This window comes from Streptomyces sp. LUP47B, assembly GCF_001746295.1.
Classification (GTDB): Bacteria; Actinomycetota; Actinomycetes; order Streptomycetales; family Streptomycetaceae; genus Streptomyces.
The window spans coordinates 19,152-31,659 of record NZ_MJAH01000016.1 but is presented as its reverse complement, the minus strand read 5'-3'; the positions used below and the strand labels follow the sequence as shown (position 1 = coordinate 31,659).

Annotated in this window: 11 protein-coding genes and 4 pseudogenes; 6 read left to right on the top strand and 9 right to left on the bottom strand. The window is 69.3% G+C overall.

Translation table 11 applies throughout. The features are described 5' to 3' along the window. Nucleotides 1–70: 70 nt before the first annotated feature. From BFN33_RS53405 to BFN33_RS51495, 3 genes are all read left to right on the top strand, one after another. Nucleotides 71–724, top strand: coding sequence for a hypothetical protein (locus tag BFN33_RS53405; RefSeq protein ID WP_176742558.1), 654 nt, complete (start codon nt 71–73; stop codon nt 722–724). 526 nt (nt 725–1,250) lie between these two features. Further along, on the top strand, nt 1,251–1,421 hold the full coding sequence (locus tag BFN33_RS55640) for a transposase (RefSeq protein WP_088245475.1): 171 nt from the start codon (nt 1,251–1,253) through the stop codon (nt 1,419–1,421). Then, nucleotides 1,409–1,588: a hypothetical protein gene (locus BFN33_RS51495; protein ID WP_088245471.1), complete on the top strand. Its 180-nt coding sequence runs from the start codon at nt 1,409–1,411 to the stop codon at nt 1,586–1,588. The genes BFN33_RS55640 and BFN33_RS51495 overlap by 13 nt, the downstream gene beginning before the upstream one ends. Before the next feature lie 134 nt (nt 1,589–1,722). Here BFN33_RS51495 and BFN33_RS37900 read toward each other — a convergent pair whose 3' ends face one another. From BFN33_RS37900 to BFN33_RS37880, 4 genes are all read right to left on the bottom strand, one after another. Then, the gene (locus BFN33_RS37900; RefSeq protein ID WP_069764748.1) at nt 1,723–2,607 is read right to left on the bottom strand and encodes a helix-turn-helix transcriptional regulator; all 885 of its coding nucleotides are present in this window, start codon (nt 2,605–2,607) and stop codon (nt 1,723–1,725) included. Nucleotides 2,608–2,706: 99 nt separating this feature from the next. Continuing rightward, nucleotides 2,707–3,651, bottom strand: a complete 945-nt coding sequence (locus BFN33_RS37895; protein ID WP_069764747.1) for an alpha/beta hydrolase — start codon at nt 3,649–3,651, stop codon at nt 2,707–2,709. Nucleotides 3,652–3,712: 61 nt separating this feature from the next. After that, nucleotides 3,713–4,174: a cupin domain-containing protein gene (locus BFN33_RS37890; protein ID WP_256122976.1), complete on the bottom strand. Its 462-nt coding sequence runs from the start codon at nt 4,172–4,174 to the stop codon at nt 3,713–3,715. 717 nt (nt 4,175–4,891) lie between these two features. Continuing rightward, entirely contained in the window at nt 4,892–5,767 is an 876-nt protein-coding gene (locus BFN33_RS37880; protein ID WP_069764744.1) for an alpha/beta fold hydrolase, read from the bottom strand. A 98-nt stretch (nt 5,768–5,865) separates the two neighbouring features. Between BFN33_RS37880 and BFN33_RS37875 the strand changes: the two genes are divergently transcribed. Beyond that, nucleotides 5,866–6,348 (top strand): MarR family winged helix-turn-helix transcriptional regulator, encoded by a 483-nt coding sequence (locus BFN33_RS37875; RefSeq protein WP_256122975.1) that lies wholly within the window; start codon nt 5,866–5,868, stop codon nt 6,346–6,348. A gap of 646 nt (nt 6,349–6,994) precedes the next feature. Here the strand turns inward: BFN33_RS37875 and BFN33_RS50550 are convergent. After that, a pseudogene (locus BFN33_RS50550) lies at nt 6,995–7,120 on the bottom strand (class I SAM-dependent methyltransferase); the annotation flags it as partial. 106 nt (nt 7,121–7,226) lie between these two features. Between BFN33_RS50550 and BFN33_RS37870 the strand changes: the two are divergent. Then, nucleotides 7,227–8,069: pseudogene (locus BFN33_RS37870) on the top strand (IS5 family transposase). A gap of 4 nt (nt 8,070–8,073) precedes the next feature. On the opposite strand, the gene BFN33_RS37865 reads toward BFN33_RS37870, so the two are convergent. Beyond that, nucleotides 8,074–8,790 carry an SDR family oxidoreductase gene (locus BFN33_RS37865; protein ID WP_069764742.1) on the bottom strand — a complete coding sequence of 239 codons (717 nt, stop codon included), beginning with the start codon at nt 8,788–8,790 and terminating at the stop codon, nt 8,074–8,076. Between the two features lie 71 nt (nt 8,791–8,861). On the opposite strand from BFN33_RS37865, the gene BFN33_RS37860 reads away from it, so the two are divergent. Beyond that, a complete protein-coding gene (locus BFN33_RS37860) occupies nt 8,862–9,677 on the top strand; it encodes a helix-turn-helix transcriptional regulator (RefSeq protein WP_069764741.1) in 816 nt (271 codons plus the stop codon). Nucleotides 9,678–9,803: 126 nt separating this feature from the next. Here BFN33_RS37860 and BFN33_RS37855 read toward each other — a convergent pair. From BFN33_RS37855 to BFN33_RS50545, 3 genes and pseudogenes are all read right to left on the bottom strand, one after another. Next, nucleotides 9,804–10,463, bottom strand: a pseudogene (locus BFN33_RS37855) (phosphotransferase); the annotation flags it as partial. Between the two features lie 6 nt (nt 10,464–10,469). Beyond that, nucleotides 10,470–12,104 carry an IS200/IS605 family element transposase accessory protein TnpB gene (locus tag BFN33_RS37850; RefSeq protein WP_069764740.1) on the bottom strand — a complete coding sequence of 545 codons (1,635 nt, stop codon included), beginning with the start codon at nt 12,102–12,104 and terminating at the stop codon, nt 10,470–10,472. Nucleotides 12,105–12,320: 216 nt separating this feature from the next. Beyond that, nucleotides 12,321–12,488: pseudogene (locus tag BFN33_RS50545) on the bottom strand (aminoglycoside phosphotransferase family protein); the annotation flags it as partial. Nucleotides 12,489–12,508: the final 20 nt, after the last annotated feature.

The following is a 12,508-nucleotide window of genomic DNA, read 5'->3' as shown; positions in this document are numbered from 1 at the left end:
GTTGCGGACGCCCGCTAGCAGGTGGCAGGCCAGTCCGGCCCAGCGGCTGAAGCTGCGCAGCAACCCACGCGTGGCGGCTGCGAGCCGCGTGCTGCATGTCGTACGGAACTGGAACGACATCTCCATCCGCGCCCGCGACCTCGCCCTCGAACTCGCCCACGACCTCGACCACATCCGCGACTTCGCCCGCAACCTCGCCGTCGCCCGCGACCTCGACCTCGACCTAGCCCGCGACCTCGCCGTCGCCCGCGACCTCGACCGCAACCTCGCCGTCGCCCGCGACCTCGACCGCGCCCTCGCCCGCGCCTTCGCGGGCGCGGTCACCCGCGCCCGTGACCTCGCCCGTGACCTCGCCGTCGCCCGCGACCTCGCCTTCGAACTCGCCCGCGACCTCGACCGCGACCGCGACCTCGTCCTCAACTACGTCCAATGTCGGTGCCTGCAGATCATCAATAACGAGTACACGCAGGCTGTCGGCGCGCCAGTGGCAGTTGGCGAGGAATCCCTGGCGAGTCTCATGGACGACTTCACCGCGGACGACCTTAGCGACGCGGATGTGCGCGAGGACGACATCAAGCCGACCGGAGTCAGGTGGTCGGACGGCACCACATGGCCCGCTTCCACCGACATCAACCGTCTCAAGCGGCGTTCCGATCGTCAGGAAGACGGATCCTGGATCATCCGTGCCGGCACCGGGGACGTACGCGAGAACATCCTCACCTGACCGTCCCACACCACCCTCGCCGCATCGCGCACCGTACCGGCTGTACCAGGTCGTCCCGCTCGCGGTCCTGTTTGGGTTCCGTGTGGCGTTCTACCCGCTTCTGCGACCGCCCCCGGCGAACCCCCAGGCCAGCACCCCGCATGTCGCCCAGGTCAGTGTTGGCTGCTTCTTTTGCGGCTGATGACACGGTTCTTACCGGCACGTCGGCCGTGGGTTCAGCGTGACTGAGGTGCTTTCACCGGGAACCCACGGCGTTTTCGGCAGGCAGGCATGAAAGTGCGGTGGGTCCGTGCCGCTGATTCGGCAGGTCCTTCACCCTGGGCTCACTCGGCGCGCTGGCCGACACGGAGGACGCTCAGGTAACGGCGTGATGCCCGGTCGCCCATCCGCGTGCGGATGCGCTCGGCGATTGGGTCGAGCAGGGGCTCACGGACGTCGCGGTCGAGCTTCTGGTATGACGCCCAAGACTCCCTGGTCGCACGGGAGTTACTGTTCCGCCTCGCGCTGATGCACCCGGAGATCGGAGATCGCCATCGTCTGGGCCGACTCCGCCTACGCCAAGAACGGACTCATCCCCTGGGCGAAGAAGTACCTCGACATCACCGTCAAGACAGTCCGCCGCCCGCCGGACACCAAGGGCTTCATCGTTCTGCCGCGCCGCTGGGCAGTTGAACGATCCTGGTCGTGGATCAAATGAGGGCCCGCCGCCACTGCCGCGACCACGAACGCCTCCCCGAGATGAGCGAAGCACTCATCACCTGGGTCTGCATCACGCTCATGAGCCGCCGCTTGACCCGCCAGAAGGCCCGCCCGGCCGAACGCCGCGACATTGCCCACGGCTACGTGCTGCCACAAGCCGTCTGACCAGCGCGGCAGATCCCGACGACCCTCTATCACTCGGGCACGTTCACGCCTCAAGCGACAGCTCTCGTCGATCAGCTGCCAGGCGGGCCGTCCGCGCCAGCTCTGCGGCGCACTCCGTCGCAGCATCAAGCCGCTCACGCAACGATCCCCACCGGGCTCCCATTCGGTAAGGGACAGGCAGCGCGCAGCGCGTCCAGTTTCTCCGCGTCGGTCGTCTCGGCCGCCGCCGTGTACGTGACGATCCTGAGGTCGGTGCCGGCGGCCAGCAGGACATCGAGGTCGAGCGCGATGTCTCCCATTTGGGGATGCTCGACGGTCTTGCGGTCGCCGACGTGGGTGCGGGCGCTGCCGTTGAACCACAGGCGGGCGAAGCGCGGGTTGCTGCGCAGCAGGCGGTCGACGAAGGCCGCCAGTCGCGCGTCCTCGGGATGGGCGGCCGCTGTCACGCGCAGGTCGGCGACGAGGTCCTCCTCCTCGACCTCGTCGCCCTCCCATGACCGAACGGGCCAGCCCGCGATCGGTTCCCGCCCTCGTCCGACCCTCGACCGGAACATCCCGTCGACGAGATTGCGCGCCTCCCAACCGTACGTGCGGGGATCGCCGACCGTGGCGGACCACATCGCGTTCCAGCCGATGAGCGTCCAGTCGGCCGCGAAGACCGCGGTGGGGTTTTCTCCCAACCGGCTCACCAGCCGCTGCACCCGCACGGGCACGTGACGGGAGACGTTCCCGGCGGAGGGCGGCGCGAGGTTGGCGCAGCGAAACAGGTGGTCACGCTCGGACGTGTCGAGGAGCAGCGCTCTGGCCAGCGCGGTGACCACCTGGGCCGAGGGGTGCCGAGCGCGGCCCTGTTCCAGCCGGACCACGTAGTCGACCGACAAGCCCGCCAGCCGGGCGAGTTCCTCCCGGCGCAGTCCGGGGATACGCCGGTCCCCGTCCGCCTCCAGCCCGGTGTCCCGCGGTGACACACGCTCACGCCAGCCCCGCAGCGCGACGCCGAAGTAGTTCGTCGTTGCCATGCAGCTCATCGTCGTCCAGATGTCCTGGACCGCAGGGTGCTTCCGCTGCCGTACAACGGAGTCTTTACTCGACCGTTCCTCGTGCCCGCCCGTGGTGGGTCACGACCTCGCCCCGGCCCGCAGGGCCTCACCGGACGTGTCGGTGGTGGCGCCGGTGGACCAGTGCGCGCGGGTGAACGCGGCGGCGGCGTCGAGTGCGGCATCGGCTTCGTCGAGCATCGGGGCGAACGCCTGGAAGACGTGCGGCACTTGGGGCCAGACCTGCAGTTCCACGTGGACGTCGTGCTCGGCGGCGCGGGCTGTCAGCCGTACGGCGTCGTCCAGCAGGATCTCGTGCGAGCCGACCTGGATGAGCAGGGGCGCCAGGCCGGTCAGGTCGGCGAAGACGGGGCTGGCCCGGGGCGCAGTGGGATCGGTGTCGCGCAGGTAGTCGCGGGCGCGTGTGCGCAGGCCTTCCGGGGTCAGCGCGGGATCGACGGCCGCTTTGCCGACCGCGCTGTCGCCGGACACGCTCAGGTCGGCCCACGGGGAGAAGACCGCGGCCGACGAGGGCTGGGGCAATCCCGCGTCCTTGGCGGCGAGCAGGGTCGCGACGGCGAGACCGCCGCCCGCCGATTCACCGACGAAAGCGATCGTGGAGCTGGGGATGCCATCGTCCAGCAGGGCGCGGTAGACGTCCAGGGCGTCGTCGACGGCGGCGGGGAAGGGGTGTTCGGGAGCCAGCCGGTAGTCGACACAGACGGCGCGTGAGGCGGTGCGGCGGGCGACATCGCCGGCCAGCCCCGCTGCGTCGGCCGCAGAACCAATGGCGTAGGCGCCGCCGTGCAGGTACAGCACGACGGTCGCCGGGTCGTTGTCCGGAGTCGCCACGGTGACGACGGGTACACCGCCCAACTCGCCTTCCTTGGTGGAGACGTCGGGGGGCAGCGGTATGGACGTCATCATGCCGTGGAAGACGGCACGCGCTTCGGCGACATCGCCTCCGAGGTCGAGCGGTCCGTGCCGCAGGAGTTCGTCGAGGGCCTGGCGCTGTTGCCGGGACATGGTGGTGCCCTTTCGTCGTTCCGATGGGAAGGTAGGGGGACCGCTGTGGACCCGCCGACGGTCAGCGCGGCGGCCCGACGATGATCTGGCCGTACATGTCGGCCGCTTCGGCCATGAGGTCCCGTGAGATCTCGAAGCCTTCGGGACGCGGGGTCGACAGGTCCCGTCCGGCGTGGCGGAACATGCCTTCGATGCCGGCGGGGGTGGCGATCATCAGCAGGTCGGCGGTGTCGGAGGTGATCCGGTAGCCGTGGGGGACGTTGCGGGGAAGGAACACGATGCCTCCCTCCGAGAGTTCCATCTCCTGGTCGTCGCACCACAGGAGCGCACTGCCCTTGATCAGCATGAAGACCTCGTCCTCACGGGTGTGCGTGTGGTACGGCGGTGCCTCCCCCTTGCTGACGGAGAACCGTCCGACGGTCAACTGGCCGGCGGTGGCCGCACTGTCCAAAAGGACGGCGAACTGCCCGCCGTCCAGCCATTCGAGCTTCTGCTGCTCCTCGGGTTGTGCGAGGTAGGCCATGGTCATGACGGTGTCCGTTCTGCGCGATCGGAGCCGGCTTTCGAGGCGAACACGAGATGCGCGGCGAAAGCGCGGGAGCCATCGCCGCACGTCAAGCGCTGAACGTCAGATGCCCACGGTCGACGATCCCGCCGCGTCCCCCGCTGATCCGATCATCCCCTCGGCAGTACACCGGCCGCCAGCCGCACGGGTAGGAACGGCAGTACCACTCCCCCGTCCCGGCCGCTGCGCCACCGGCTCTCAGAAGCTGTGTCACATCCTCTTTCTGCAGGTCACGGTGTAATTGGATGGGTGGGAAACTGGCTTTCCGTTCGGCTCAGCGTCCACTGACGCTGAACCGAACGGACGTGGTCCTCACCATTCGTCCTCGTCAAACGGTTCTGGGTGCACACCGCACCGGACTCGGTCGACGGAGACGTCCTCGGTCTCGCCCCATGCCCGCCGAATCCGGACCTTGCCCGGCGAGTAGTACCCAGTGCCGTCGTCTCCCCAGGGCGGTTCCGTCATTTCGATGAAGGTCACCCCGTAGTTGTTGTCCACCTTCAGGGGTTCGCCGGGACGACTTCACTGCCGTCGCGTCGGATCAACTTGGCCACGACACCACCATTCACCTGATCGTGAAGCAGGGGGAAGGGGAAGAGTGGCTAGGGCGGCGTTCAGCGGCCCCACCTCGGGTCTTGCGGTGCCAGGGTGGATGTGATCGTGGGCCGGCCCGCGTTACTCCAGGTTGTCGAGTTTCTCGTAGAAGGACAGGAGGCCGTCTGCGAGCCTGTTGGGGGCTTCCATCGCCGCGTAGTGGCCGATCCCGTCGAGGGAGAGGGCGCTGACGTCCTCGGCGACCTGGCGCAGGGTCGCCGGGGTGAACTCTCCCGATCTGCCGCCGACGGCGAGCACGGGGGTGGTGAGTTTCCGGGATGCCAGTTGGCGGATTTCGTCGCCTTCGCGGAGCATCGATCGATACAGTCCGGCCGCACCGTTGAACGCGGCGGGGCGTGCGTAGGAGCGGACGAGTTCGTCGATGTCGTCGTCGGTGAACGCGTCAGGGGCCACGCAGAGCGACGGGATCGCGTACTGCGCGAGGAATGCCCGTTCTCGGCCGGCGAGCAGCATTTCGGGGATGCCAGGGGCGGCGAGCACGCCGATGTGCCAGGCACCGCCGTGTGCGACGTCCGCAAGTCTTTCGACACCGAACCCGGGCAGCCCGGTCTCGATCGCTGCATAGCTTCGCACGAGGTCGGGGCGTGTGGCGGTGACGCGGAACGTGGTGGGACCGCTGATGTCCTGGCCCGTGAGGTGGACGGGGCCCGCGTTGAGCCGCGCGATCAGTTCGCTCAGTTCCTGGGCCGCGGTCACACTGTCGTGCGCTGTGGTCGCGGTGGCGGAGTCGCCGAAGCCGCGAAGGTCGGGGGCGAATACGCGGTGGTGCTCGCTGAGCAGGGGAATCAGCTTGCGGAAGACCCACCAGGTCTCGGGGAAGCCGTGGACCAGCATGATGGGAGAGCCGACGGTCCCGGCCGATATGTAGTGCAGTTCGGTCCCGTTCACGCTGACCTGGTGGTGTTCGACGCCCGGGATGGTGGCGCCGCCGGTCATGGGGTCCGTCGTTCTCCTGGATTCGATCGACAACATAGTTGTCAATCTACGGGTCGACAACGTGATTGTCGACCTTCCTTTCTCGTATGCTTCGTCGCATGGCACGTTCACCGGGCGCTGAACTCGCGCTGCTGCTTCTCGGCGGCTTCCAGTCGATGGTGGACGACGTGCACGGTGAACTGGCGCACCGCGGGCACCCGGGCGTGCGCGCATCGCATGAGTTCGCCCTGCGCGCCATCGACGAGGGAGCGGACACGGCCTCGGCGCTCGGCCGTCGGCTCTCGGTCTCCAAACAGGGCGCCGCCAGGACGATCGCCGCACTGGAGAGGCTCGGATACGTCGAACGGGAGCCCGACCCGAGCGACGGCCGCCTCAAACGGCTCCAGGTCACCGACCGCGGCCACGACATGATGACGCTCGGCGCCTCGCTCTTCGACGAGGTGCGCGAACGCTGGGCGGCGCATATGGGGCCCGAGCAACTTGAGGCTCTTGAAGCACACCTGGCCCGGCTTGTCGCGAGCCGGCCGTCGAGCGCCGAAGCCGCGGCACGGCTCAATGAAGATCTCGGCGAGGTCACCTGAGGACGCCCTCGCAGCCGTCACCACGTCCCCACCTCCACCGTCCAAGTGGTCCCAGCTCACATCGCCCTACGATGCCCACTTCGCGGATCTGTCAGCGATCACGGGGAGTCGTCACGGCGAGTGATGTTGCCGTTCGATTCGGAGACGTCGCAGGGCTGTCGGCCGGGAGCCTGCCGGTACTCGGGGTACCCCGGTGCGGGTGTGCGGTCGGCTCGACTGCTGGATTCGGCCGCCGGGCACGCGCCGCGGGTTGCTCTGGCTCAGCCCAGCGTGGCCATCAGGGCGGTGACATACGCATCCAGCCGATTCTCCAACGCCGGCGTCGTCAGCTCCGTCTTCCCTCAGCGATGTCACGGTGCTGGCTGCTCTCGCTGTCCAACTCGACGGCGAGGCGCCGGATGTCAGCGCCTGACAAGGCAGCAACGTAGTCCAGCCATGCATTGCCTCTGCCGACCTCGGCCCGCCCCCATCCACCGCGACGACGACCAGACGCAACCAGGGCACCCCGTCCCTGCCCATACGACCACCGTACGGCGGGCGGTACGCGCGGCCCAGCCGTCGCTTCGGGTGGATCCACCCGAAGCGACGAGCCCCTGAACTGCATCAACGGACCACTCGACTTGTCATGCAAGGACCCGACACAGGCACTGATCCGATGGCGAGCGAGTGCAGCCATTTCCAGGCCCGGCTCGATGGCGGTCACTGAGCATCCAAGCGCTGCCAGGGAGCGCGTCGCCTGACCGGTACCGCAGCCCACCTCAAGGACCGACGACTTAGAACTCGCGCAGATAGGCGGCGTGGGGAGCCCTGGCAGCAAGGCGGGCGCAGGTTCCGGTGATCATGGAGTTTGCGACGCTCTGTGATCACTGGGGGAGGCTGTGCCCGTCCTGCCGTCATGGCTGACCGACCCGCTCTGGGACCAGTTCGCTGCGCTGCTGCCCGAGCGTCCTACGGTCGATCCGGCCCACCCGTTGGGCTGCCACCGCCGCCGTATCAGCGACCGGATCGTGTTCGACAAGTTGCTGCAACTGCTGCGGTTCGGCTGCTCCTACCAGGCGATCGCCGACACGACCTGCTCGGCGACCACGATCCGCAACCGCCGCGATGAGTGGATCCGGCTCGGCGCCTTCGCGCGGCTCAAGCAGATCGCGCTGGAGTCCTACGACCGGATCGTCGGGCTCGTGCTCGACCAGATCGCCGTCGACGGGTCCCTCACCAAGGCCCCCGGCGGCGGCGAGGTCGCCGGCCGCTCACCTGTCGACCGCGGTAAACAGGGCTTGAAACGCTCGGGCATGACGGATGGTTACGGAATCCCGCTCGGTCGGGTCCTGGCCGGAGCGAACCGCCACGACTCCCCGCTGCTCGCTCCGACCCTGGACCTGCTGGACGACCTGAGACCGCTGCCCGACGACGTCGCCGTGCACCTGGATGCCGGCTACGACTCGGACAGGACCCGCACCGAACTCGGCGCGCGCAGCCTGCACGGCCGCATCGCGCACAAGGGTGAGAAGGCGCCGAATCCAGGCGAGCCGGCGCTGGCATGTCGAGCGCACCCACGCCTGGCAGAACGCCTTCCACCGGCTCGCCCGCTGCTACGATGCCGCGCCACCGTGATCAACGCCTTCTTCGACCTTGCCGACACGATCATCACCGTCCGCAGCCTGATCCGCCGGGCATGGGTCACCCACCGCTGGGGCACCCGCCCCCGACGCCTCCCATGACTGGTCACCAGGGCACGGGGGTTCCGTCCCAGGAGAAGAAGCCACCGGTGGGGCCGTCGTCCGGCAGCAGGGCCAGGCGGAGAGCACCTTGGGCGGCCTCGGCCGGGTCGCCGCCGGCAGCGGCGGCCCTGGGAGTCAGATCAGTGGCCCGCAGGCCGGGAGCGAGCGCGTTGACCTTGAAGCCGTCCTGGGCCAGCGTCTGGGCGTACAGGACGGTGAGGGCGTTGAGGGCGGCCTTGGACGACCGGTAGGCGGCGGCGCCGCCGCTTCCCGGGATGAACTGGGGGTTGGGATTCGTGCTCCAGGTCAGCGACGCGGTGCCACTGGAGATGTTGACGATGCGCGGGCGCGGCGACCGGCGCAGGGCGGGCAGGAAGGCATTGGTCACCGCCACTACCCCGAACACATTGGTCTCGTACGTGCGCCGGAACTCCTCGACGCCGGTGCCGGCCGGCGGGGCGAGCGACAGCGAGATGCCGGCATTGTTGACCAGCACGTCCAAGCGGTCCACCTGAGCCGCGGCCTGTGCGATGCCGTCGGGATCACTCACGTCGAGGACCAGCAGGCGGGCCCCGGCGCCGATCTCCTCGACGGCCCGCTGCCCGCGCCCGGGGTCGCGGGAGCCCACGTACACGGTGAGGCCCTCGGCGGCGAGCAGCCGGGCAATATGCTTGCCGATGCCCTTGTTGGCACCGGTGACCAGAGCTGTGCGTTCGTTCATGGCAACCACGCTTCCCTGGTCGCAGGCGCCCTGCCAGGGACAGTCTGTACCAGGCAGTGGGAGGAGGCGGTATGGCACGGCAGGAGCTGGCCCACTACCTGCGGGACCGCCGGGCGGCCCTGCGTCCGCACGAGATCGGCCTGACGGAGACGGGCACCGCCCGCCGCACACCGGGCCTGCGCCGCGAAGAGGTGGCGGAGCTCGCCCACATGTCGGTCGACTACTACACGCGGCTGGAGCAGGCCCGGGGACCGCGGCCGTCGGCCCGCATCCTGGACGCATTGGCCCGCGCGCTGCGGCTCACGCCGGCCGAGCGCAGCCACCTGTTCCGCCTGGCGGGTTCGAGCGCGCCGCCCGGCATCAGCGCCGTGCGGCGGGTGCGCCCGCACGTGGCCCGGATGCTGGACCGGCTGCCGGAGACCGGTGCAATCGTCACTGACGCGGCGTACCACGTCGTCGCCTGGAACCCCCTGGCCCAGGCACTGCTCGGCGCCGACCTCGGAGACGGGACGACGAACCTGGCCCGCCGCCGCTTCCTGGGCCAGGGGCGGACGTACGAGAGCTCCAGCGCCGAGGAATCCGGGCACATCGCGGTGGCGCGGTTGCGCCGGGCCGCCGACCGCTACCCGCATGACCCGCAGCTGGCCGCCCTGCTGGCCGAACTACACGACGGCAGTGAGGAGTTCCGGCAGATCTGGCAGGCACATCCGGTCCACGCTCCCGGGCACCGCACCAAGACCCTGGACCACCCGGAGGCCGGCGCGCTGCGGTTGAACTGCGACGTCCTGCTCGTGCCCGAGGACGACCAGGAGGTCGTCCTGATGACGGCCGACCCCGGATCACCTGCCGTGCGGGCCCTGCGCAGGCTAGCCAGGCAAGCAGCCTGAGACGAAGGATGCGCACAGGTCTCGCCGGCGGTCACAGGGCGTCGCAACTCCTAATTCACTGGGGCCTTGTACCCACATCGATGCCGAGGCTTTCCACGCCGCCTATCTGCGCGGGCTCTTAGTTAGTCATCCCAGCAGGGCAGCCGTGAACATTTCGTGGTGAGCCACCAGCCACTCCTGGATGCGGTCCCAACGCTGCCAACCACCGTGATCGGACAGCGCCTGGGTGTAGGCGGGGTCGCCGTCGGCCACGCGCTCGGCGACGAAGGCCCGGCAGGATGCGGTGGCCTGTTCGACGACGCCAGGCAATGCACCACGCTCCTGAGGGGAAAGACCGTAGCCGTCGGCGAGGATCCGCAGTCGCGCCGGAGCGTCCAGCCCCGCGGGATAGAAAACTGCCGCGGATGTGGGATCGAGCATGGGAACCCAGTAGCGGGCGGTCATGGCAACATCCCATACTGCTCGGCCGGGGGCCGCCAGGTCGAAATCGATCAGTGCTGCGGCACGGCCGTCGCGAAAGACGACGTTTTCCGGGCACACATCGTTGTGGCACAGCATCGTTCCCCCCGCCGGGTCGGCCAGGGATCGGGGCCACTCAGCACATGCGTCAACCGCGATGGCCGCGCCGGCGTCGTGCAGGCGCCTCAACAGGCTTCCCACCGACCTCAACGCGGTCTCGGTCATCACCCAGCGCGGAAACGGCGGCAGAGCGACGTCGCCCGGGATGAAGGTCAGCTGCTCGCGTCCGTCTGCGGTAAGACGGATCGGCCTCGGAGCCGCGTCGAACCGTTCCTAAAGACTGAGCGGGAGTGAGTCCTGTTGCCAGGACTCTTGCTCAGCCGGGTGTCCCGAACGGTGTTGGGCACCCTGGTCGCCCGCTTTCGCTCCAATGCCGGGCGGCGCGCATCCGGTGCGCGGTCCGGGAAGGTGGGGGCGGGGTTCGTCACGCCGACGAATCTCCGGTCGGGCCTGGACGGTCCGATGCCCCGCACCATCACTCCGGTGATGCGGGGGCGGTGCCGTCCGTCGCCGGATCGGATGTCCGAGGGCGCGTCGCCCGACCGCGATGCTCGCCGCATCGTGCCGGGAAATCTTGCGAGTCGTAGTGCTCAGTGGTTTCTGCCAGTGCTGGGCACCCCAGCGGGAGGTGTAGGCCGGGTCGACCGCCACGATCGCGATGTTCTGTTCGGCTGCCATCGAGACGAGGCGCGCTTTGAGTTTTGCGGTGGGGAAGCGGGAGATGAGGCGGCGGAAGCGTTTGTTGCGGCCGTGCTTCTCGCGGCTGGTGCCGTCGCTGAAGTCGAGGTCCTCGATGGCGATCGCGGCGGCCCCGCAGCGGCGGGTGTGGTGCAGCAGCCTGGTCAGGGCGTGCCGGATCTGCGCGTCCCGGTGCTGGGCGGTGCCGGTGAGGTCGTGGAAGTAGCGCTGGGGTTCGCCGATGGGGTTGCCGTGGACATCGAGGTGCCATGCGGCGAGGTGGTCGTCGTTCATGTCCACTCCCACCACGCCCCGCGCGAGGGCCGCCTGAAGCGGCAGGGCGGGGGCGGCGGCGCGCTGCCAGGACGCGGTCACATACCAGCGGCCGCGCAGCACATCGTGGTGGATGCGGTAGGCCACCGCCCGGTTCGCGGTGATCCGGTCACGCCACTCCTGCCCCCGATACTGGAACCGCACGGTCGCGTCCAAGACGTAGCGGCCGTGAGGTGCGTTGGCCAGGTGGGTCAGCGGAGCCGGGACCTTGAGCGATAACTGGCCGGTTTCGGTGACGCGGATGGTCTCGTTGCCCACGCGCTTGCCGGACTCCCCGTCGGCGGTCAGGAACATCCGCTCCGCCTGCCAGCGCTGCCGCCAGGCGTGCTCGTCCAGGCTGGCCGCTCGAAGGTGGTGGCGGCCGTTCGCGAGGCGTTTGCCACCACGCACTACGTGCACCCGTCCCGCCGCCTGGTCCGCCTCCACCACCGCGAGCCGGGCCTTGAGGGTCTGGAGGCGGCGGGACTTGGCGTGCCACTCGACGCGCGTGGCATAGCCGCGCACCAGCCCTGCCCGCTTGTCGGCCTTTGCGCCCAGCGGCCGGGCCAGCCGCGCCTCGATGGAGGCGATCTGCCTCCGCAGCCAGGCCGTCTGGGCGGCCTGCCCGCGCCGGGCCAGCGCCCACTGATCATGGGTGGCCTTGGTGATGCTGCCCGCCCAGCGCGCCGACGACCTCCCCGTCAGCGACCTCTTGCGCACCGCCCAGGAGGCCGCATCATGCCCCAGCCCCTGCCGGGACCGCTCCGCGAGATCCCCGGCCGCCAGCGACCCCAAGTGGACGCCGACCTCGGTGAGGACCGCCGCGTCCGCATTCGACACCCGCAGCCGGTCCCGGATTGCCACTCCGGCCGGGCCGGGCACCACGAACGACGCCGCCACCTTCCGCAACCCGCCCACTCATACACCCCCGCCCTGCCGAAGAACCCCGTCCACGCCAGTCAACGAGCAGCATCCGCAAAGGTCACCCATTCGACCCACGAACTCCCGTTCCCTCCCGAAAGCGCAGGCAGCCCACCACCGCAGGCAGACTCTCCTGGCGGCAGATGAACCACCGTATCCAGTACAGGCGCTCACTCACGCTCACCAGAAGTCACTCATGCTCGGCAAACCGGCAGCAGTTCCCGACCCCTGCCCCTTGAGTGCGAGGAGATGGGCATGGAGGGCGCGCGCGGTGCGCGGTGCCGGGCGTTCCACCAGGGCACCGTGGCGGAAGACCGCGCCCGCGTTCACCATGCCGCCAACCAGGGCTTCACCCTCTGCCGTCTCGCCCTCAGCCGTCATGTCGATCAGGCTACCGTCAG

Excerpts from the sequence above, each read along its gene's own strand:
- BFN33_RS37875 (WP_256122975.1), top strand. The coding sequence starts at position 5,866 with ATGGCACGTTCACCGGGCGCTGAACTCGCGCTGCTGCTTCTCGGCGGC.
- BFN33_RS37900 (WP_069764748.1), bottom strand. The coding sequence starts at position 2,607 with ATGGCAACGACGAACTACTTCGGCGTCGCGCTGCGGGGCTGGCGTGAG.
- BFN33_RS37895 (WP_069764747.1), bottom strand. The coding sequence starts at position 3,651 with ATGTCCCGGCAACAGCGCCAGGCCCTCGACGAACTCCTGCGGCACGGA.
- BFN33_RS37865 (WP_069764742.1), bottom strand. The coding sequence starts at position 8,790 with ATGAACGAACGCACAGCTCTGGTCACCGGTGCCAACAAGGGCATCGGC.
- BFN33_RS37860 (WP_069764741.1), top strand. The coding sequence starts at position 8,862 with ATGGCACGGCAGGAGCTGGCCCACTACCTGCGGGACCGCCGGGCGGCC.
- BFN33_RS37890 (WP_256122976.1), bottom strand. The coding sequence starts at position 4,174 with ATGGCCTACCTCGCACAACCCGAGGAGCAGCAGAAGCTCGAATGGCTG.
- BFN33_RS37880 (WP_069764744.1), bottom strand. The coding sequence starts at position 5,767 with ATGACCGGCGGCGCCACCATCCCGGGCGTCGAACACCACCAGGTCAGC.